The organism is Zongyangia hominis (assembly GCF_014385095.1).
Lineage (GTDB): Bacteria > Bacillota > Clostridia > Oscillospirales > Ruminococcaceae > Zongyangia > Zongyangia hominis.
Genome location: NZ_JACRTC010000002.1, coordinates 262554 through 283363, shown reverse-complemented (window position 1 = coordinate 283363; position 20810 = coordinate 262554). Strand labels below are relative to the sequence as shown.

Annotated in this window: 23 protein-coding genes; 17 read left to right on the top strand and 6 right to left on the bottom strand. The window is 57.5% G+C overall.

Going from position 1 to position 20810, the window contains the following annotated elements:
- Positions 1–12: 12 nt before the first annotated feature.
- Both H8709_RS04820 and H8709_RS04815 read left to right on the top strand, forming a co-directional pair.
- The gene (locus H8709_RS04820; protein ID WP_262397232.1) at positions 13–1407 is read left to right on the top strand and encodes a V-type ATP synthase subunit B; all 1395 of its coding nucleotides are present in this window, start codon (positions 13–15) and stop codon (positions 1405–1407) included.
- A 30-nt stretch (positions 1408–1437) separates the two neighbouring features.
- Complete coding sequence (locus tag H8709_RS04815) at positions 1438–2067, top strand: V-type ATP synthase subunit D (protein WP_392391656.1); 630 nt, start codon at positions 1438–1440, stop codon at positions 2065–2067.
- 243 nt (positions 2068–2310) lie between these two features.
- Here the strand turns inward: H8709_RS04815 and H8709_RS04810 are convergent, their stop codons facing one another.
- The 3 genes from H8709_RS04810 to H8709_RS04800 form a co-directional block, all read right to left on the bottom strand.
- Entirely contained in the window at positions 2311–2772 is a 462-nt protein-coding gene (locus tag H8709_RS04810) for a GNAT family N-acetyltransferase (protein WP_262397230.1), read from the bottom strand.
- A 31-nt stretch (positions 2773–2803) separates the two neighbouring features.
- Positions 2804–4159 carry a PFL family protein gene (locus tag H8709_RS04805; protein WP_262397229.1) on the bottom strand — a complete coding sequence of 452 codons (1356 nt, stop codon included), beginning with the start codon at positions 4157–4159 and terminating at the stop codon, positions 2804–2806.
- Between the two features lie 372 nt (positions 4160–4531).
- Complete coding sequence (locus H8709_RS04800) at positions 4532–4801, bottom strand: ACT domain-containing protein (protein WP_262397228.1); 270 nt, start codon at positions 4799–4801, stop codon at positions 4532–4534.
- A 269-nt stretch (positions 4802–5070) separates the two neighbouring features.
- On the opposite strand from H8709_RS04800, the gene H8709_RS04795 reads away from it, so the two are divergent.
- The 5 genes from H8709_RS04795 to ispE all read left to right on the top strand — a co-directional run bounded on the left by H8709_RS04795 (position 5071) and on the right by ispE (position 9797).
- The gene (locus tag H8709_RS04795; RefSeq protein ID WP_262397227.1) at positions 5071–5892 is read left to right on the top strand and encodes a histidinol-phosphatase HisJ family protein; all 822 of its coding nucleotides are present in this window, start codon (positions 5071–5073) and stop codon (positions 5890–5892) included.
- A 150-nt stretch (positions 5893–6042) separates the two neighbouring features.
- Positions 6043–6522, top strand: coding sequence for an Lrp/AsnC family transcriptional regulator (locus tag H8709_RS04790; RefSeq protein WP_262397226.1), 480 nt, complete (start codon positions 6043–6045; stop codon positions 6520–6522).
- Positions 6519–7691 carry an aminotransferase class I/II-fold pyridoxal phosphate-dependent enzyme gene (locus H8709_RS04785; protein WP_262397225.1) on the top strand — a complete coding sequence of 391 codons (1173 nt, stop codon included), beginning with the start codon at positions 6519–6521 and terminating at the stop codon, positions 7689–7691. Before H8709_RS04790 ends, H8709_RS04785 begins: the two co-directional genes overlap by 4 nt.
- A gap of 27 nt (positions 7692–7718) precedes the next feature.
- The gene (locus H8709_RS04780) at positions 7719–8891 is read left to right on the top strand and encodes a DUF362 domain-containing protein (protein WP_262397224.1); all 1173 of its coding nucleotides are present in this window, start codon (positions 7719–7721) and stop codon (positions 8889–8891) included.
- A 30-nt stretch (positions 8892–8921) separates the two neighbouring features.
- The gene (gene ispE, locus H8709_RS04775) at positions 8922–9797 is read left to right on the top strand and encodes a 4-(cytidine 5'-diphospho)-2-C-methyl-D-erythritol kinase (RefSeq protein ID WP_262397223.1); all 876 of its coding nucleotides are present in this window, start codon (positions 8922–8924) and stop codon (positions 9795–9797) included.
- Between the two features lie 212 nt (positions 9798–10009).
- Here the strand turns inward: ispE and H8709_RS04770 are convergent, their stop codons facing one another.
- Positions 10010–10894: a mechanosensitive ion channel family protein gene (locus H8709_RS04770; protein WP_262397222.1), complete on the bottom strand. Its 885-nt coding sequence runs from the start codon at positions 10892–10894 to the stop codon at positions 10010–10012.
- A gap of 395 nt (positions 10895–11289) precedes the next feature.
- On the opposite strand from H8709_RS04770, the gene H8709_RS04765 reads away from it, so the two are divergent.
- From H8709_RS04765 to H8709_RS04755, 3 genes are all read left to right on the top strand, one after another.
- A complete protein-coding gene (locus tag H8709_RS04765) occupies positions 11290–12609 on the top strand; it encodes a galactokinase (protein WP_262397221.1) in 1320 nt (439 codons plus the stop codon).
- A 181-nt stretch (positions 12610–12790) separates the two neighbouring features.
- The gene (locus H8709_RS04760; RefSeq protein WP_262397220.1) at positions 12791–13162 is read left to right on the top strand and encodes an OadG family protein; all 372 of its coding nucleotides are present in this window, start codon (positions 12791–12793) and stop codon (positions 13160–13162) included.
- A 51-nt stretch (positions 13163–13213) separates the two neighbouring features.
- A complete protein-coding gene (locus tag H8709_RS04755) occupies positions 13214–14362 on the top strand; it encodes a sodium ion-translocating decarboxylase subunit beta (protein WP_262397219.1) in 1149 nt (382 codons plus the stop codon).
- A gap of 125 nt (positions 14363–14487) precedes the next feature.
- On the opposite strand, the gene nadA is transcribed toward H8709_RS04755, so the two are convergent.
- Positions 14488–15402 (bottom strand): quinolinate synthase NadA, encoded by a 915-nt coding sequence (gene nadA / locus H8709_RS04750; RefSeq protein WP_262397218.1) that lies wholly within the window; start codon positions 15400–15402, stop codon positions 14488–14490.
- A gap of 141 nt (positions 15403–15543) precedes the next feature.
- Between nadA and H8709_RS04745 the strand changes: the two genes are divergently transcribed.
- The gene (locus H8709_RS04745; protein WP_262397217.1) at positions 15544–15996 is read left to right on the top strand and encodes an RrF2 family transcriptional regulator; all 453 of its coding nucleotides are present in this window, start codon (positions 15544–15546) and stop codon (positions 15994–15996) included.
- Between the two features lie 185 nt (positions 15997–16181).
- On the opposite strand, the gene H8709_RS04740 is transcribed toward H8709_RS04745, so the two are convergent.
- On the bottom strand, positions 16182–16778 hold the full coding sequence (locus H8709_RS04740; RefSeq protein WP_262397216.1) for an LptM family lipoprotein: 597 nt from the start codon (positions 16776–16778) through the stop codon (positions 16182–16184).
- 265 nt (positions 16779–17043) lie between these two features.
- Between H8709_RS04740 and ylxM the strand changes: the two genes are divergently transcribed.
- The 6 genes from ylxM (at position 17044) to trmD (ending at position 20807) form a co-directional block, all read left to right on the top strand.
- Positions 17044–17415 carry a YlxM family DNA-binding protein gene (gene ylxM, locus H8709_RS04735; RefSeq protein WP_262397215.1) on the top strand — a complete coding sequence of 124 codons (372 nt, stop codon included), beginning with the start codon at positions 17044–17046 and terminating at the stop codon, positions 17413–17415.
- A gap of 28 nt (positions 17416–17443) precedes the next feature.
- The gene (gene ffh / locus H8709_RS04730) at positions 17444–18796 is read left to right on the top strand and encodes a signal recognition particle protein (protein WP_262397214.1); all 1353 of its coding nucleotides are present in this window, start codon (positions 17444–17446) and stop codon (positions 18794–18796) included.
- 79 nt (positions 18797–18875) lie between these two features.
- On the top strand, positions 18876–19118 hold the full coding sequence (gene rpsP / locus H8709_RS04725; RefSeq protein ID WP_262397213.1) for a 30S ribosomal protein S16: 243 nt from the start codon (positions 18876–18878) through the stop codon (positions 19116–19118).
- Positions 19119–19156: 38 nt separating this feature from the next.
- Positions 19157–19390: a KH domain-containing protein gene (locus tag H8709_RS04720; protein ID WP_262397212.1), complete on the top strand. Its 234-nt coding sequence runs from the start codon at positions 19157–19159 to the stop codon at positions 19388–19390.
- A gap of 171 nt (positions 19391–19561) precedes the next feature.
- Positions 19562–20080, top strand: a complete 519-nt coding sequence (rimM, locus tag H8709_RS04715) for a ribosome maturation factor RimM (RefSeq protein WP_262397211.1) — start codon at positions 19562–19564, stop codon at positions 20078–20080.
- Entirely contained in the window at positions 20070–20807 is a 738-nt protein-coding gene (gene trmD, locus H8709_RS04710) for a tRNA (guanosine(37)-N1)-methyltransferase TrmD (protein ID WP_262397210.1), read from the top strand. The genes rimM and trmD overlap by 11 nt, the downstream gene beginning before the upstream one ends.
- The last annotated feature ends 3 nt before the right edge of the window (positions 20808–20810 follow it).

Sequence of the window (20810 nt, the reverse complement as noted above, 5' to 3'; positions counted from 1 at the left end):
AGGAATAACAAGATGAGCCTTCAATTTGTTGGACTCAAAGAGATTAACGGCCCCCTTGTCGTGCTGGATCATGTGCCACAAGTCAGTTTCGAGGAAATGGTGGAGCTGACCCTGGAAGACGGCAGCAGCAGAATGGGCCGCGTCGTCCAAATCCAGGGGGACCGGGCCATCATCCAGGTGTTCGAGGGAACCAGAGGTCTTTCATTAAAGAATACACGCACCCGCTTCTTAGCCCATCCTATGGAGATGCCGCTGGCCAAGGAAATTTTGGGCCGCGTCTTCAACGGCTCTGGCCGTCCCATCGACGGGCTGGGGGAGGTCTATCCGGAGAAGTTCGCGGACATCAACGGCAAGCCCATCAACCCCGTGGCCCGCAGCTATCCGAGAAACTATATTAACACCGGCATCTCGTCCATCGACTGCCTGATGACCCTGATCCGCGGCCAGAAGCTGCCCATCTTCTCGGGCTCGGGCATGCAGCACAACAAGCTGGCGGTCCAGATCGTCCGCCAGGCCCAGATCGCCAAGGACTCCGGCCAGGAGTTCGGCATCGTCTTTGCCGCCATGGGCGTCAACAACGACGTGGCCGATTACTTCCGGGCGTCCTTCCAGGAGTCGGGGGTTATGAAGAACGTCACCATGTTCTTAAACCTTTCCAACGACCCCATCATCGAGAGAATCCTGACCCCCCGCTGCGCCCTGACCGTGGCGGAGTATCTGGCGTTTGAGCAGAACATGCACATCCTGGTCATCCTCACCGATATGACCTCCTATTCCGAGGCCCTGCGGGAGTTCTCCTCCTCCAAGGGCGAAATCCCCGGAAGAAAGGGCTACCCCGGCTACCTCTACTCCGACCTTGCCTCCCTGTATGAGCGGGCCGGCGTTATCGAGGGATCCCAGGGCTCGGTGACCCAGATCCCCATCCTCACCATGCCCAACGACGACATCACCCACCCGGTGCCCGACCTGACCGGCTACATCACCGAGGGACAGATCGTTCTGGACAGAAGCCTCGACCAGATGGGCGTCTATCCGCCGGTTTCGGTGCTGCCCAGCCTGTCGCGTCTGATGAAGGACGGCATCGGCGAGGGCTATACCCGGGCCGACCATCCGGCCGTTTCCAACCAGCTCTTTGCCGCCTACGCCAAGGTGCAGGACGCCAGAAGCCTGGCGTCGGTCATCGGCGAGGATGAGCTTTCGCCGCTGGACAAAAAGTACATGGAGTTCGGCAAGATGTTCGAAAAGCATTTTGTGGGTCAGTCCTTCGACGACAACCGGACCATCGACCAGACCCTGGACCTGGGCTGGACGCTCCTGTCCATGCTGCCGGTAGAGGCATTGGACCGCTTGGATCAGGCCGATATCGACAAATACTACGACCCGGCCAAAGCGGAAAACCTCAAATAAGGAGCGCCACATTCCATAGAAAGGGGGCCTATGATGAGAAACAATGTATTTCCCACCAAGGGAAACCTACTCAGCACCAAAAAATCGATGGCCCTTGCCAAGATGGGCTTCGAACTGCTCGACCGCAAACGCAATATCCTGGTGCGGGAGATGATGCAGCTCATTGACAAAGCAAACTCGCTCCGCAGTGAGATTAATGACGTTTACAATCAGGCATACAAGGCGCTGCAGATGGCCAACATCACCTTGGGCATCTGCGAGGACATTGCCAAGTCCGTGCCGGTGGAGCAGGGGGTGCAGATCACTTACCGCAGCGTCATGGGGGTGGAGATTCCCACCGTGACCATCGACACCAGCGAGCTGCAAATGCCCTATGGCTTTTTAGGTTCCAACTCCCAGCTCGACAAGGCCTATATTTCTTTTTATAAGGCGAAGCTTGTCACGGTGGAGCTGGCGGAAATTGAGAACAGCGTCTACCGTCTGGCCAACGCCATCAAGAAGACTCAAAGCCGCGCCAATGCCCTCAAAAACATCATCATTCCCAATTTCGAGGAGACGACCAAGTTTATCACCGACGCCCTCGAGGAAAAGGAGCGGGAGGAATTTTCCCGGCTCAAGGTCATCAAGAGCAGCAAAGAGCGGAAAAAAGTCGAACAATAAGTATTATTTGAAGAAAGAAATACAATTTGTATTTCTTTCTTCTTGCTTTTTGACGAAAAGTAAAAGAAGAAGGGCCTCCCCTTGCCGGGGAAGCCCTTCTTTTTATGGTAGGGGAGGCAGGCAAGGCGTATCCCTGTTGCCCAATACCGCGCGCTCAAAATGGGGCGCGCGCCCCGCTTTGTGCGCAAAAAAACAGCCGCTGAAAGCGGCTGTTAGAAGTATCGAAGTGGAAAGGCTTTGTCTTTACAGCCCCAGCCGCATCCGGTGCATGGTGGGGGAGAAGCCGGCGCGCTCATAGAGGCGGATGGCGCCTTTGTTTTCATCCAGCACATTGAGTTCCACATAATCGAGCCCCCGGGTCCTGGCCCAGTCTTTCACGGCGGAAAGGAGGCTGGAGCCGAGGCCCCGGCCCCGGGCCTCGGGATGGACGCACAGGTCCATGAGATAGGCAAATCGGTGGGGGACGATGCAGCAAAAGTCGGGGGTCTCCTGCTCTTGGAGCAGTGCAAAGCCCAGGACTTGCCCCTCCTCTTCGGCCACCAGAACCGCGGCGGTGCCGTCGGACAGGGCCACTTCCAGGAAGTGGCGGTCGGGTCCCGCGGCCCGGCAGCTCTCGGGCTGAAGACGCGCCATTTCGGCAAAGAGCAGCTGATAGAGGGTATCGATGGCGTCCAGGTCGCCGGGCGCGGCAGGTCGAATGGGCATGGAGTCCTCCTAAAGATACCGGCGGACCGGCTTAGTTTTTTAAGCTGTGGATGGGGGCGGGAATCTGTCCGCCGCGGGAAATAAATTTGAGGGGGGAAGCGGCATTGACCTTCATGACCGGTCCGCCGCCCAGCAGTCCGCCGAAGGAGAGTTCCTCGCCCACCGTCTTCCCGATGGCGGGGATGAGGCGGACGGCGGTGGTCTTCTGGTTGATCATACCGATGGCGGCCTCATCGGCGATGATGGCCGATATGGTCTCGTCGGGGATGTCGCCGGGGACCACGATCATGTCGAGTCCCACCGAGCAGACGGCGGTCATAGCTTCCAGCTTTTCGATGGTCAGCGCGCCGGAGCGGGCGGCGCTAATCATGCCCGCGTCCTCGGTGACTGGGATAAAGGCGCCGGACAGTCCGCCCACATGGGAGGAGGCCATGACGCCGCCCTTTTTGACCGCGTCGTTTAAAAGGGCCAGGCAGGCCGTGGTGCCGTGGGCGCCGCAGCTCTCCAGACCCATCTCCTCCAGAATGTGGGCCACGCTGTCGCCGATGGCCGGAGTGGGGGCCAAAGAGAGGTCCACGATGCCGAAGGGGACGCCCAAGCGGCGGGAGGCCTCAAAGGCCACCAGCTGGCCGATGCGGGTGATCTTGAAGGCGGTCTTCTTAACGATGTCAGCCACCTCGGTGATGTCACAGTCCCCAGCCTTTGCGAGGGCCGCGCGGACCACGCCGGGTCCGGAGACGCCCACGTTGATGACGCAGTCCGGCTCGCCCGCGCCGTGGAAAGCGCCGGCCATGAAGGGATTGTCCTCGGGGGCGTTGCAGAAGACCACCAGCTTGGCGCTGCCGATGCAGTCCCGGTCGGCGGTGAGGAGGGAAGCCTCCTTGACCTTGTGGCCCATGAGGGCGACAGCGTCCAGGTTGATGCCGGTCTTGGTGGAGCCGATGTTGACCGAGCTGCAGACATGCTCGGTCCGGGCCAGCGCCTCCGGGATGGAGTTGATGAGTTCTAAGTCGCCGGCGGCAAAGCCCTTGTGGACCAGCGCCGAGTAGCCGCCGATGAAGTTGACGCCCACGGCGTTGGCGGCCCGCTCCAGTGTCAGGGCATACTTGACCGGGTCGCCCTTGGAGGCGGCGGCCAGCATGGCGATGGGGGTGACGGCGATGCGCTTGTGGATGATGGGCACGCCGTACTGGGTTTCCAGATCGCACCCCACCTTGACCAGGTTTTGGGCGCAGCGGGTGATCTTTTCGTAAACCTTGCGGCAAGAGGTGTCGATGTCCCCGTCGCAGCAGTCGAGCAGGGAGATCCCCATGGTGATGGTGCGGATGTCCAGGTTCTCGTCCTGGATCATGGTGATGGTTTCCAGTATATCACTGACATTTAACATCAAAGAATTCGTCCTTTCCCTTTGCGATAAAACTCTAGGCGCGGAAAAGATTTCCTGCGCGGCGCCGGTCTCTTGCGGCGAGAGTGTTCCCGCGCGCAGCGGCGTTTTGGCATGGCCCAGGCCCTTTTTGAGAAGCGGCCCACCTGCACTGTGAGAAGGCCTTTCCGGGAAGCGGTGTCCTCTGCATGCCGCGGGACCCGCGCGGAGCATTGGGCGCGCCGCTATGGCCCCGTATGGTATCTAGGAGCGAGAGCCCACTTCGTTGCGATGCGGGGCTTGTGATGGCGCTTGCCCCATCCTTAAGGGGATTCACTTTCCGAGAAACAGGATCCGTAATGGGCCTTACCTGTCTTTGGTGCGCGGGCCAAAGCGCTAGATGCGGTGCATGGTGTTGAAGATGTCCTCATGCATGACGTGGATGGACAGGTTGAGGCTTCCGCCCAGCTCGTTCATCGAGTCGACCAGATGGGTGAAGCTGCCGGTGAGCCCGGTGATGTCCACGAGCATAATCATGGCGAACATGTCCTGCAGGACGGACTGGGTCACCTCGATGACATTGGCGTTTTGTTCGGCGCAGATGTTGCTGACTTTGGCGAGAATTCCGACCATATCTTTACCGATGACTGTGATAACAGCGCGCATAAATCATTCCTCCATTGTTTTTCCTCTTAACCGCGGCCTCCGATTTAGGACCGGCGGACATTTGTTTCTATTTTAACATATCTGGGCAGGAGATAACAGGGCGCAGGGGATAAATTTTTGCGCGGGTGAGTTTTCATTTTTTGTGTTCTATGTTATGATAAGGCTATCGGGCGAGGCGGAAATTCCGCCCCGCCCAAAGGGATTGCCCAGCGGCATACCGAGTGAAGGAGAAGAATTCGCGTAGTGACGGCGAAGAAAGAGGGAATATGATGGCCACCAAGATTTACGACAGCCACACCCACAGTGATAACTCCCCGGATGGTTACCATTCGGTCACGTTTTTGTGCGAGAACGCCATCCGCAAGGAAATGGCGGGTTTTGCCCTGACCGATCACTGTGACATCAATGTCTATTTCCAGGATAAATACGACAAGACCATCCGCCAGTCCAATTTCGAGATGCTCAAAGCAAAGTCCATCTTTTCCGACCGGTTGGAGCTCTCCGCCGGGGTGGAGCTGGGGCAGCCCTTGCAGGCGCTGGAAAACGCCGAGCATGTGCTCTCCTCCTACGACTTTGACTTTGTCATCTGCTCGCTGCACAATAACCTCAACCAACAGGACTATTACTTCATCAACTATAACGACCCGGATTTGGACATCAAGGCCCTCTTCGACCGCTATTTTGAGGAGCTCATGGAAACCATCGCCTGGGGCAAGTTCGACGTGCTGGGCCATCTGACCTACCCGCTGCGATATATGAACGGCATTTATAAAAAGAATTACAGCTTCCTCGACCACTACTACGACGAAGTGGTGGCTGTCCTCAAAGGCCTCATCGAGCGGGGGAAGGGCATCGAAATCAACACCTCCGGGCTGCGCCAGCCGGTGGGAGTGACTCTGCCCGACCTGCCCTATCTGAAGCTCTACAAGGAGCTGGGCGGCGAAATTCTCACCATCGGTTCCGATTCCCACACGGCCCAGGATATTGGCGCGGGCATCAGGGAGGGCATTTTGCTTGCGAAAGAGGCGGGATTTACGCACTATACCTTCTTCCACGAGAGAAAGCCCAAGATGATCAAAATAGAAGATTAACCGGAAAACACCGGCGCTTGGAAGGCAAGCGTCCGGTGTTTTTTGCAGGAAACAGAGGGGCTCCCTTGCGTTTCCTGTTAAAAATTGATATAATATGAGCCAAAATCTTCGTGCTAAGCGCGGAGGAAAAAAGAAAGAGGAGTGGTATGCATGGATAAGCTGCTGAAAATTTTAAACGAGAACGCCAGGCTCTCCAACGCGCAGATCGCCGCGATGTTGGGCCGTACGGAGAGTGATGTGGCAGCCGCCATCGATCGCTATGAAAAAGAGGGCATCATCCGTGGATACCGCGCCGTAGTCGATTGGGACAAGACCGACCGCCAGTTTGTGACCGCCCGCATCGAGATCAAGGTCACCCCGAAAAAGGGGCAGGGCTTTGAGGAAATCGCCGAGGCCATCACCCAGTTCGACGAGGTGGAGACGGTCTACCTCATGTCCGGCGGCTATGACATCGCCGCCACCGTCACCGGAAAGACGTTCCAGGAAGTGGCCATGTTTGTGGCCCACCGTCTGGCTCCACTGGACTCGGTCCAGTCCACCGCCACCCATTTTGTCCTGCGCCGGTATAAAGAGCGGGGTATCATGATCAAGGATGAGCCGGTGGACGAGAGGGGGATGGGTTCGCTGTGAGGGACTACAAGGACATTCTTTCCCCCAAAATCCAGGCGCTCAAACCCTCGGGCATCCGACGGTTTTTCGACATCGCCAACGAGATGGAGGGGGTCATTTCCCTGGGCGTGGGGGAGCCCGATTTTAAAACGCCCTGGGCCATCCGGGAAGCGGGCATCCGCTCTCTGGAGCAGTCCAAGACCTGGTACACGGCCAACGCCGGGCTCCAGGAGCTAAAATCCGAAATCTGCCGGTATCTGGAGCGCCGGTTTCATTTGTCCTACGACGACCGCCGGGAGATCATGATCACCGTGGGCGGCTCGGAGGCCATCGACGCGTGCATCCGCGCTTTTGTAGAGGAGGGGGACGAGGTCCTCATCCCAGAGCCCAGTTTTGTGGCCTATCACCCCATCACCGTCCTGGCGGGCGGCGTGCCGGTGGCCATCCCAACTAAACAGGAGGACCATTTCCGGCTGACACCGGAGGACCTCAAAGCCCACATCACCGAGAAGACCAAACTCTTGGTCCTACCCTATCCCAACAATCCCACCGGCGGGGTCATGCGCCGGGAGCACCTGGAGGCCATCGCCGAGGTGCTGCGGGACACCGATATCATGGTGCTCTCGGATGAAATTTACGCGGAGCTGACCTACGGCTCCCGCCATGTGTCCATCGCCAATATCGAGGGGATGAAGGAGCGCACCGTGGTGGTCAACGGCTTTTCCAAGACCTACGCCATGACCGGCTGGCGGCTGGGCTACGCCGTGGGCCCGGCGCCGGTGATGGAACAAATGCTCAAAATCCACCAGTACGCCATCATGTGCGCCCCCACTACCAGCCAGTACGCGGCGGTGGAAGCGGCGAGAAACTGCGACGACGCCATCGCCAGCATGGCCGACGAATACGACATGCGCCGGCGGCTGATTGTGGACGGTTTCAACCGGATCGGGCTGCCCTGCTTTGAGCCGGAGGGGGCGTTTTATGTCTTCCCCAGCATCCAGTCCACCGGTATGACTTCCGAAGAGTTCTGCGAGAGCCTTCTCTACCACGAGAAGGTGGCGGTGGTGCCGGGAACGGCCTTCGGCGAAAGCGGGGAAGGATTCTTTAGAGCCTCCTATTGTTACAGTGTCAACCATATCGTAGAAGCCCTGAGGCGCATCGAACATTTTTTACAGGGCCTTCAAAAATAACCGCGAAGCGCTCCGGCCGGACGCCGGGTGAGCTTTGCGAAAGGCGGGGAACGCAAGTTGGAAAAGGTCAGCGTCATCGAAACGCCCTCCTATGACCAGACGGTGGTGAACGCCGCGGTGGCGCGCCACTTTCAGCTGCACGGCATGGAGGAAAAGCTCCATCCCGGCATGAAAGTGCTCGTCAAGCCGAACCTTCTGCTTAAACGGCGGCCGGAGGAATTCACCACCACCCATCCGACGGTGGTCGAGGCGGTGATCGAGGCGCTCAAGGGGTACGGCGTCACCGATATTGTCATAGCGGATAGCCCCGGCGGGCTCTATACGCGGGTCCAGCTTGCCGCCATCTATCGGGCGTCCGGCATGGAGGACGTGGCCCGGCGCCAGGGCGTGGCCCTCAACCTGGAGACAGGCTCCGGGGAGGTGAGCGCGCCGGGGGCCAGATGCTGCGCCCGTTTTACCCTCATCGACCCGGTGCGCCGGGCGGACATGGTCGTCAGCGTGGGCAAGGTGAAAACCCACGGGATGACGGGCCTCTCCGGCGGCGTCAAGAACCTGTTCGGCTGTATTCCGGGGCTGATGAAGCCGGAGCTCCACTGCCAGTTTCCGGAAAAAGGATCTTTTGGCCATATGCTCGTGGACCTGTGCGAGTGCGTGCGTCCCGGCTTTACCGTCATGGACGGGGTGGAGGCCATGGAGGGGGACGGCCCCTCCGGCGGCACCATGCGGCGGGTGGGGCTGACTTTCGCGGCCGAAAATCCCTATGCGCTGGACTTAGGGCTCTGCCGGCTGATGGGGCTCGATGAAAGCAGCGTCCCCACCATCGCGGCGGCCAAAGAGCGGGGGCTCTCGGGCGGCTACGGCGAGGGAATGGAGATCGTGGGGGATTTTACCGACATCGCCCCCATCCCCGGCTACCAAAAACCCCGGAGCGCTTCGGTGGACTTTTCCGCCCATGTGCCCAGGATGTTTCGGCGCCCGGTGGCGTGGCTGGAAAAGAAGGCCTCGCCCAAGCCCGTCATCCGCAGGCAGGGCTGTATCGGCTGCGGCAAATGCGCCGAGAGCTGTCCGCAGAAGACCATTGCCATCGTGGAGAAGAAGGCGCGCATCGATTATAGCCGATGCATCAAATGTTTCTGCTGCCACGAGATGTGCCCGGTTAAAACTATCGACATCAAACGAAATCTCATTTTGCACCGCTAAAGGCGAGGGAAGGAAAGGAGTTCAAAGCACTTGGACGCAATCAAAATCAAAGCGCCGGCCAAGATCAATCTGTCCATCGACGTGGTGGGGAAGCGCTATGACGGCTACCACCTGCTCAGGATGATCAACCAATCCATCGACCTGATGGACACCGTGACGGTTTCCTTGGGGGAATTTGACGGCGTGGTCATCGAATGTGAGGACGAGCGGGTGCCCAAGGACGAGCGCAACACCGTTTACAAAGCCTGTCGCGCCTTTTTTGCCCATACGGGCAGGGAGCCGGTGGGGGTCAGGGTGGAAATCGAGAAGGAAATCCCCATCGAAGCGGGCCTCGCGGGCGGGAGCGCCGACGCTGCGGCCGTACTGGTGGCCCTCAATCACCTATTGGAAACGGGGCTTTCGGTGGAGGAGCTTTGCGGCATCGGTGAAAAGGTGGGCGCCGACGTGCCCTTCTGCATCCAGGGCGGCACCGCCTTCGTGGAGGGGATCGGCGAGGTGCTCAGCCCCCTGCCGCCCCTGCCCAAGTGCTATTTCGTCGTTTCCAAGCCCGACCTCTCCATCCGCACGGCGGACTGTTTCCGGGCCTTTGATGGGGAGGGCATCTCCCGCCGGCCCGACATCGACAAGATCACCGCGGCGGTCATCGCCGGGGAGATCGGGGAGATGGCGTCGAGCATGTGCAATGTGCTGGAAGAGGTGGGCCATTACGAGCAGATTGAGAGCCTCAAGGCCCTCATGCTCCGGGAGGACGCGCTGGGCGCCGTCATGAGCGGCAGCGGCAGCGCCGTGGTGTCCGTCTTCGAGGACAAGGGCGACGCCAAGCGCTGTGTGCGGGAGCTGGAGGCAGCCGGATATGCGGATACCTTTCTGTGTAAGCCTGTGGAGTACGGCTGTACCATTAAATAAAAGAAATCAAAAAAGCAGTCGCAAAAGCGGCTGCTTTTTTGTGGCGGGCGAAGGCCCGGAAGCCCTTTGCATGGAGATTTGCGAGTGAAACAATGCAAAGCCGCCCCTTTAACGAAGGGGCAGCTTTTTTGCACATGGGGGCGAAGTCCGGCTTTCCAGTTGTAAGCATCCATCCGGCCAATGCCGGATGGATGCTTTTGGCCTGCGGGGGCTCAGGACGATTTTTCCAAATCGTCCTTTTTGACGTGCAGGTCGATCTGGTTAAACGGGATCTCAATGTGGTTTTTGTCAAACTCCTTTTTGACCGCCTCATAGAGGTCGAAGTTTAAATCCCAATACTTGTCGCTGTCCACCCAGACCCGGCAGGCAATGTCGATGGAGCTGGCCGAATGGGCGCAGACCCGGATGACAGGCTCGGGTTCTTTGAGGGCCAGGGGATTTTCCTCCACCACCCGGCGCAGGATGTCCTTGGCCTTTTCCAAATCGCAGTCGTAGCCGATGGAAAAGGTCAGATCCAGCCGCCGGTGGTCCTCGGCGGAATAGTTGATGATCTTGGCGTTGGAAATCTGGCCGTTGGGGACAAAGATGCGCTTGTTGTCCGGGGTATTGAGCCGGGTGTAAACAAGCCCGATCTCACACACGGTGCCCGAGACGCCCTGTGCCTCCACCTCCACATAGTCGCCGATGGTGAAGGGACGGGTGAAGAGGATGAGCATGCCGCCCGCCAGGTTTTTTAAGCTGTCCTGGAGGGCCAGGGAGACGGCCAGTCCGGCGGCGCCTAAGATGGTAACGAAGGTGGTCACGGGGATGCCCAGGGTGCTGGCCACCGTGATGAGCAGCAGGGTCAGCAGCGTGACGTGGAGGATGGAGCGGATAAAGCCGTGGAGGGTGATGTCCAGCCGGCTCTTTTTGAGGCCTCTGGCGATGAGCTTCATGAGAATTTTGACGATGATGTAGCCTACGATGAAGACGATGACCGCATAGATCAGGGTGGGGAGATAGTCCACCACTTTATTGGAAAATGCTTTCCACATGGCGGAGAATTTGGACGTGTTTTCCGCCATGGTTTCCATAATGTTTTCCGCTGTGCTTTCCATGGGGGAGCCTCCTTTTCATGGATATAGGTCCGGTTTCCCGGCGCGATTTCATTATAATGGTTTTCGTTTTGAATTGCAATGAGCGCAGCCACCCGAAAAGTAGGGAAGTGGCACTAGTGCTATTTATAAAAAGTGTTGATTTTATTGGTTATCCGTATTACTCTATAAGAAAGGGTATGTCCATAATGGCGGATATTTCGGTGAGAGTTTGGCAATTTTCGCTAATTGCCGCCGTTGCGGGGGCATGTACATCACCATGATCTAAGGGAAAATTGGTGACGGCCCTGTGAATCTATGTGCGAGGAACGCTGTTTCCGCCGATAAAATTGGACGGCCCGAAGGCCATTGCAAGTTTGGTGACAGGGAGGGAATCCCAAAATAAAGGAGGACGCCTGATGCCATCTTTTTATAAGGTAAAAGATCAACTGCAAAAGGGGAAATATGCTTCCCAATTTGCTCGTCTTTACGCCCCCGACGCGGTGGGGAAGCAGGTACAGCGGTACTTGGCCGCTCTGGACCGCTTTGCCAGCCTTTTCGGGGACAACGGGGAGGTCTACCTCTTCAGCGCGCCCGGCCGCACCGAAATCGGCGGCAATCACACCGACCATCAGTGCGGACGGGTGCTGGCCGCCGCGGTAAATCTGGATATGATTGCGGTGGTATCCCCCAACATGAGCCGCACGGTGCGGATTAAATCCCACGGTTTTAATATGGACGTCATCGACATCGACCAGTTGGAATTCCAGCAGATCGAGTCGGGCACCTCGGCCTCCATCGTCCGGGGCATCCTGGCCCGCTGCAAGGAGCTGGGCTACCAGATTGGCGGCTTCGACGCCTACACCATCTCCGACGTTATCAAGGGATCGGGGCTCTCCTCCTCCGCGGCCTTTGAGGTGATGGTGGGCACCATTGTCAGCGAGCTCTATAACGGCGGCCGGATTCCGCCGGTGGAGGTGGCCAAAATCGGCCAGTATGCCGAGAACACCTACTTTAAAAAGCCTTGCGGCCTTATGGATCAGATTGCCTGCGCCCTGGGCGGATTTGTGGTCATCGACTTCGAGGACATGCAAAACCCGAAAATTCAGCGCATTCAATGCGATTTTTCCCGCTATGAACACGATCTGTTCATCGTGGATACCGGAGGCAGCCACGCCAACCTGACGACGGAATACGCGTCGGTAGCCCGAGAGATGTGGGCGGTGGCCCACGTCTTTGGAAAAAAGGTGCTCCGGGAAATAAAGCCGGAAGACTTTGTCAATTCCCTCTATGACGACCGCATCAATCTGCGCCGAAAGGTCAGCGACCGGGCCATTCTGCGGGCCATGCATTTCTTTGATGAAAACGAGCGGGTGCTCGACGAAGTGAAGGCGCTGCAAAATGGCGACTTCGAGCGATTCAAAGAGCTGGTCATCGCGTCGGGACGCTCCTCCTCCATGCTGCTGCAAAATATTTATGTGAGCCGGGAACCTGAGCGGCAGGGGCTGAGCCTCGGCCTTGCCATCACCGAGCAGGTGCTCCGGGGAAGGGGCGCCTGGCGGGTCCACGGCGGCGGCTTCGCGGGAACCATGCAGGCCTTGGTCCCCTATGATCTCTCCAAGCACTACAAGGTGACCATGCAACAGGCCATGGGGACGGGGAGCTGTCACGTCCTTTCGGTGCGAAAGGAAGGGGCGATTCGCCTCTCCCTACCGGAGGAAGAGGGGATCCATACGTGATTTTGGTAATAATTTAACAAAGATCTGCTCATAATTCGTATAAAAATAATGGGTTTCGTCGTTGAAAAAAAATGCAATCTATTGTATAATAAGACCCGATATCGTTTTAAAGCGGACAGGTAAACAAACCATTTTTCCTGGTTCTGTTTTAAAGAGAATTTTAGCCGAGGAGATAAAGAGTATGGATTGGAATTTAGCTTTATCAGTCATTTTGAGCGGCATTGTCATCGTTTTTCTCGCGCTGGTCATCTTGATTGCGGCGGTGCTGATCGTTGGTAAGATTATGACCTCCATCCAGGGCGGGGACAAAAAACCCAAAGCGCCCAAAACGGAGAAAAAAGCGGAGGAAGCAAAACCTGCCGCCAGCGCACCCCAAGCGGCAATGAAGGTAGAAAGAGGTATCCCCGGCGAGGTGGTCGCAGCGATTTCCGCAGCGGTGGCCAGTATCATGGGTTCCTCCTCCAACTTCACCATCCGCAGCGTCAAACGGGCGCGGGAAGCCCGTCCTGTCTGGAGCCTGGCAGGAATGATGAAAAACACAAAACCATTCTAAGGCCAAGGCGAAGATTTGACTGCATCATTAGAAAGGACGGGAATGTAATTCATGGAAGTTTTTGCAACATTTTGGGATTCGCTGCAAACAATGGCGGCGACCTCCGGTTTCGCCCAGTTCTTTGTGGGCGACGGCTGGAAATACGCGGTGATGATCGGCATTGCCTGCGTTCTTCTCTATCTGGCGATTGTCAAAAAGTTTGAGCCCCTGCTCTTATTGCCTATCGCATTCGGCATCTTGCTTGCCAACCTGCCTCTGGCAGCGCTGGGCGCACACGACGAGGGCGGCTTGCTTTACTATTTGTACTTCGGCGTCAAGAACGTCATCTATCCGCCGCTCATCTTCCTGGGCGTCGGCGCTATGACCGATTTCGGTCCCCTGATCGCCAACCCCAAGAGCTTCCTGCTGGGAGCCGCGGCACAGGTCGGCATCTTCTTGACCTTCTTGGGCGCACTGCTCATCGGCTTTACTCCCGCTGAGGCCGGCGCCATCGGCATCATCGGCGGCGCGGACGGCCCGACCGCCATTTACGTCACCTCAAAGCTGGCGTCCCACCTCTTAGGGCCCATCGCCATCGCGGCTTACTCGTATATGGCCCTGGTGCCCATCATTCAGCCCCCGATCATGAAGCTACTCACCACCAAGAAAGAGCGCATGGTCGTCATGGAGCAGCTCCGCCCGGTATCCAAGACCGAGAAGATTCTCTTCCCGATCCTGGTCACCCTGGTTGTCTCCTTGATGGTTCCCATGGCGGCTCCACTGCTGGGTATGCTGATGCTTGGTAACCTCTTTAGAGAGTCCGGCGTCTGCCAGCGTCTCTCCAGCACGGCGCAGAACGAGCTGATGAACATCGTCACCATCTTCCTTGGTATTTCTGTCGGTTCCACCGCTTCGGCGGACACCTTCCTCAACCTGCAGACACTGGGTATCATTGTCCTGGGTCTGGTGGCGTTCAGCGTGGGTACCGGCTGCGGCGTCCTGTTCGGTAAGATTATGTATAAAGTCACCGGCGGCAAGGTCAACCCCCTCATCGGTTCCGCGGGCGTTTCCGCCGTTCCCATGGCGGCCCGTGTTTCCCAGAAGGTGGGCCAGGAGGCCAACCCCGGCAACTTCCTGCTCATGCACGCTATGGGCCCCAACGTGGCCGGCGTCATCGGTTCCGCTGTGGCGGCAGGCGTTCTGCTGAGCATCCTTTCCTAGTCTCTTTTCGGCAAAATAACGGCGCGGAAATTTCCGCGCCGTTTTTGTTTACCGATCAACGAAGGCCCTGCGCCTCCATGAAAAAAGGACCGCCCTTCCGGGACGGTCCTTTTTTCATTGTATCGTTACTTACCCAGGCGGATCATTTCGTCAATGGCCCGACGGGCTTTGCGCCGCAGGCTTTCCTCAATCTCGATGACCTCGCCGCCGGTGCCCAAAAGGGCTTTGTAGACGTGAGCCAGGGTAGTCAGGCGCATGTCGGGGCAGATGAGCTTTTTGGAGAGCAGATGGAAGTTCCGCTTCGGGTGGCACAGGGAGAGGTAATCCCCCACGCTTTTTTCCGTGCCGATGATGACGTCGTCCTGGGTGCTCTCACAGTCGCGGATGATGTCCGCCGTGGAACCGATGAGATCAGCGTGGCGCAAGGCAGCCGCGGGACACTCGGGGTGCATCAGTACCCGGCAGCCGGGGTGGAGCGCCTTAGCGTCCAGTACGTCGTCCTCGGTGATCTGGTTATGGACCGGGCAGTAGCCGTCCCAAAGGATCACTTGCTTGGAGGGCACCTTCTCCCGAATGTAAGCGCCCAGGTTTTGATCGGGAAGGAAGAGGATGGTGTCGGCGTCCAGCCGCTCCACAATCTTCTGGGCGCTGGAGGAGGTGACACAGACATCGCTGACCGCCTTGAGCTCGGTGGTGGTGTTGACATAGGCCACCACCCTATGATCCGGGTGCTCTTTTTTATAGGCGATGACCCGCTCGGGCGGAATCTGCTCCGCCATGGGGCAGGTGGCCTCAGGGCAGGGGAGAATCACCTTTTTTTCCGGGGAGAGGATTTTTACCGTGTCCGCCATAAAGCGCACACCGCACAAGATCACGGTGTCGTAAGGGAGGTCCCGAGCTTTTTCGCTCAGGGCGAAGGAATCGCCCCGCAGATCGGCGATCTCCAGAATATCGGAGGACTGGTAGCTGTGTGCCAGAATCCCCACATTCTTTTCTTTTTTTAATTTCAGGATTTCTTCCTGCAATTGACGCACGCTCATGTTGTCACGCCTCTTCCCCATAAATTTAGAATTCCTAGAAAATTCATATGATTTTATTGATGTGCAAATTATTATATGATATAATGGGCCAAAAGTCAAGAAACGGGCCAGATTGGCCCTTCGATATATGAAGGTGAAAAAATGAAAATATCGACCAAAGGGCGCTATGGACTGCGCCTCATGCTGGACCTAGCCCTCTCCTATGAAAAGGGGCTGGTTTCTTTGCGGGACGTGGCGGCCCGGCAGGAAATTAGCGAAAAATATTTGGAACAGATCATCATGCCCCTGGGCCGGGCGGGCCTTGTCAAAAGTACCCGGGGAGCCCAGGGGGGCTACCGTCTCCAACTGCCGCCGGAGGAAATCTCGGTGGGGGATGTGCTCCGGGTGACCGAGGGAAGTTTGACGCCAGTGGGCTGTCTGGACGACACCCCCTGTGCCCGGAAGGACCAATGCGTCACTTATTCGGTATGGGGCCGGGTGCAGGAGGCCATCACCGACGTGGTGGACCACATCACCCTGCAGGACCTGGTGGAGGACTATCACCGCAAAAACGACCCGGAAGAAAAGGCTTCCGCCGCCGGTCAACAGGGATAGGGGATCAGGCTAGCCGCTTGCAATGCACGAGGATGCCCCTCGATGGGTCCGGCCGCGCGGCTATCGTCCGATGGGCGGCAATTTTGCGCATGGGTAATGCCAAGGCGCGCTATAATCCATCGCTGAGGCTTTAATGGGAGGCAATAAAAAACACGCGGCTCATTGAGCCGCGTGTTTTTTTAAGGTCAGTCTAAAAACTCCACGTTTCCGATGCGCCAGCCGTCTTCGGTGGCGGACAGGGTCATCCTGCAGGGATTCTTTCCGCCGTAGCCGTCGGCATGGGTGATGTTCACGACGATGCTGTCCGCCTCCTGGCTGACGATCTCGGCGGTGTCCGTGAGCCAGTCGTTGCTGCCACCGCCCCCCTGGTTGACGTCTTCATAGAGGACGCCGTCCACGTCTTTGAAGCGGGCGTAGGTGCCGTCAAAGACATACTGATAATAGGCTTGCTGCAAATAATCGACAGTGAAGACCTGCTCCGCCGCATCCTTGATGTCCTGGACCGAATGGTAGGTATCGCTCTGTACCGGGACAAAGATCTGGCCGTTTTCGTCCTCTGTCGCGGCGTCTGCGGCGCCGGGGTCCACAGGCAGGCCGTCGACGCTGAAGATGCCGATGACCTCCACCGCTTTGGGAATCATAGCGTCCAGATAGTCCTTGACCTGCTCGATGGTGGCTTTCTTTCCGTCGGAGGGAAGATCGCCTTTTTCCACCTTTTCGCCGCATCCGGCCAGGGAGCAAAGCATAAACGCGGCCAAAAGCCCCGCAATCCAGCGTTTCATTTCGCGCACCCTTCTTTCCTTGTTAGTTGTCTTTATTATACAGGACTTGGGCAGAAAAATCTATGGAAGAAGGGACCTTTAATGGGCGCGGCGAAAAATTGCGTCCTTTGGAGGGTCAAACGGCGGGGCAGGACCGAGGCGAAAGGGGAAAAAGGGCGAAGAGTGTAAAGAAAAAAGCCTTGACACAGTGAGCGCGATTGGCTATAATAAGAAAGCATTCTTGTAAAGAAAGTAGCTTTACAGATTGGGGCAGAGGAGAGCGGATATGAGCAAGGATCTTTCAGTTTCCATATTGCTGGATATTTACGGCGACATGCTCACCGAAAAACAGAAAGAGGTCATCGAGCTCTATTATAATGAAGATCTGTCCCTGGGCGAGATCTCCGAGCTTTCCGGCATCACCCGGCAGGGAGTGCGGGATTCCATCAAAAGGGGCGAAGCCTTTTTGATGGAGATGGAGGACAAGCTCCACTTCGCGCAAAAGCAAAAAGAGATGGCTGAGCTGCTGGGGAAGATCAAGGAAATGGCCGAGCAGATGGCCGAACACAACAAGCGTTTTTGCTTTTCCAGAGAGATTGCGCAGATGGCGGCACAGGTGTATAACGCCGCCGAGAAGCTGGAAGAGGATGTATTATAATTTTAGATAGGGAAGGGAGGCGAACCCCATGGCATTTGAAGGACTTTCTGAAAAATTGTCGGCGGCTTTCAAAAGGCTCAAGTCCAAAGGAAAGCTCAGCGAAGCCGATATCAAAGAGGCCATGCGGGAAGTGCGGCTGGCCCTTTTGGAAGCGGACGTCAGCTACAAGGTCACCAAGGACTTTGTCTCCAAGGTGTCCGAGCGGGCCGTGGGCGCCCAGGTGCTGGAAAGCCTGACGCCGGCCCAACAGGTCATTAAAATCGTCAACGAAGAGCTGACCGCCCTCATGGGCAATGAGAGCGCCCGGCTCAATTCTCCCGCAAAACCTCCGGCCGTCATCATGATGTGCGGCTTACAGGGAAGCGGTAAAACTACCCATAGCGCCAAGCTCGCCCGCATGCTCAAGGGCCAGGGCCGGCGCCCGCTGCTGGTTGCCTGCGACGTCTACCGTCCGGCGGCCATCAAGCAGTTGCAGGTGGTGGGCGAGAAGGCCGGGGTCCCGGTCTTTGAAATGGGCAACGACAACCCCATCAAGATCGCCAAAAAGGCGGTCAGCCACGCCAGGGACTACGGCAACGACGTGGTCATTCTGGACACCGCCGGACGCCTGCACATCGACGAGACGCTCATGGGAGAGCTCCAGGGCATCAAAAAAGAAGTGGAGCCCACCGACATTCTGTTGGTCATCGACTCTATGACCGGCCAGGACGCGGTCAATGTGGCCAAATCCTTTGACGACGCGCTGGGCATCGACGGCGTCATCCTGACCAAGCTCGACGGCGACACCCGCGGCGGCGCGGCGCTCTCGGTCAAGGCGGTGACGGGCAAACCCATCAAATTCGTGGGTATGGGCGAAAAGTTAGAGGACTTGGAGCCGTTTCATCCGGCCCGGATGGCTTCCCGGATTCTGGGGATGGGCGACGTCCTCTCTTTAATTGAAAAGGCACAGGAGCATATCGATGAGAAAAACGCCGAGGAAATGGCCAAAAAGCTCAAAGAGAACTCCTTTGACTTAAACGACCTGCTGGCGCAAATGCAGCAGATCAAAAAAATGGGACCCCTCCAGCAGGTCATGTCCATGCTGCCGGGGGCGGCCAAGGCCATCAAGGACGAGGACGCTGAAAAGGGAGAGCAGCAGCTCAAGCAGATGGAATCCATTATCTGCTCCATGACCCCCCGGGAGCGGGAGCGTCCCCAGATCATCAACCCCTCCCGGAAGCGGAGGATCGCCGCCGGCTCCGGCACCGAGGTGCCCGACGTCAACCGCCTGCTCAAACAGTTTGAGCAGATGCAGAAGATGATGAAACAGCTGGGCGGTATGGGCAAAAAGGGCAAGCGCAGAAGAATGCCCATGATGCCCCCGGGCGGCATGCCCTTTTAATGCGTTATTTTAGAGGCGGCCCATGGCGCTGCCGGTAAAATAAAAGATTTCTTATATCAAATCATAGGAGGTGACTGGAATGGCTGTTAAAATTAGACTGCGCAGAATCGGTGCGAAAAAGGCCCCGTTCTACCGCATCGTTGTCGCTGACTCTCGGTATCCCCGTGACGGCAGATTCATCGAGGAGGTCGGTTATTACGATCCCACCAAGGATCCGGTCGTTGTGAAGATCGACGGCGAGAAAGTGACGAAATGGATGTCCAACGGCGCTCAGCCCACAGACACTGTGAAAGCACTGCTCAAGAAAAACGGTGTGCTTTAATTTTCGTAGGAAACTGATCAGGTTCTGGAGGACTACTTATGGATCAACTACTTGTATCCATTGCGCGAGGCCTGGTGGATGACAAGGACGCGGTCAACGTGACCGTCGACGAACCCAACGAAGAGGGGCTCATCGTCTACCACCTGCATGTCGCGCCGGATGATATGGGTCGTGTCATCGGCAAACAAGGCAGAATTGCCAAGGCCATCCGCACCGTCATGCGTGCGGCCGCCAACCGGCAGGAAACCAAAATTGCCGTGGAAATCGACTAAAAAAGGAAAAGCGGGGGAAGCAGGAAATGCTTTCCCTTTTTCTTTCCCCCGCGGGACCGGAGGGTTGGGCTTTATCCAGGCGGCCGGCCCTGGGCGGGAGAGAAAAATATCGATTCGTTTTGTTTCAAAGCAAAGGACGCTTCGTCAGCAAAAACAAGAGGAGAGTGGCCCATGGCAGGAAAAAAGTATTTGGAGACTGGAAAAATCGTCACCACCCACGGTATTAAGGGGGAAGTCAAAGTCTACCCCTGGTGCGACGCCCCGGAATTTTTACTGGACTTTGACCGGCTCTATCTGGATAAGGGCAAACGGGCCGTGGAGGTGGAGGAGTGCCGCATCCACAAAAACATGGCGATACTCAAGCTCAAGGGCGTGGACACGGTGGAACAGGCCGTCTCCTACCGGGGGAAGGTGCTCTATGTGGATCGGGACGAGATTGAGCTCGCCGAGGGGGAATATTTTGTCCAGGACCTCATCGGTCTCACCGTGCGGGATGCCGATTCGGGGAAAGAATACGGCAAGATTACCGACGTCACCGAAACCGGCGCCAACGACGTCTACCACGTCGCCTTCCCCGATGGCAGCGTGAAGCTCATTCCCGCCATCAAGGACGTGGTCATCCGCACGAATATCGACGAAGGCGTCATGGAAATCCGGCCGCTCAGGGGGTTATTCGACGATGAGGATTGATATTGCCACCCTATTTCCCGAGATGTGCGACCGGGTGCTCAACGAGAGCATCATCGGCAGAGCCCGCCGTCAGGGGCTCTTTGAAGTCCACTGCCACAACATCCGGGACTACACCCTCTCAAAGCAGAAGCGGGTGGACGACGCCCCCTACGGCGGGGGCATGGGAATGGTCATGCAGGCCGACCCCATCTACCGCTGCTATGAGGCCATCTGGAAACAGGTGGGGATGCATCCCCACGTGATCTATCTCACCCCCCAGGGGAAGACTTTTACCCAGCAGAAAGCGGTGGAGCTCAAGGAGATGGACAACCTCCTGCTTTTGTGCGGCCACTACGAGGGAGTGGACGAGCGGGTGCTCCAGGAGATCGTGGACGAAGAGATTTCCGCCGGGGACTTTGTCCTCACCGGCGGCGAACTGCCCGCGCTGATGGTGGCCGACTCCATTTTGCGGATGCTCCCCGGCGTCCTTTCCGACGAGGAGTGTTATACCGAGGAAAGCCACTATAACGGGCTGCTTGAATATCCTCAGTATTCCCGACCCGCCGTCTGGCACGGTCGGGAGGTGCCGGGGGTGCTCCTGACCGGCCACCACGCCAACATTGCCAAGTGGCGGCGGGAGCGGTCCCTGGAGAGAACCTTCCAAAAGCGCCCGGACATGCTGGAGCGCGCGCCGCTTGATAAAAAGGACCGGGCGTATCTGAAAAAACTGCGGGAGGAAGCGGAGTAGTCC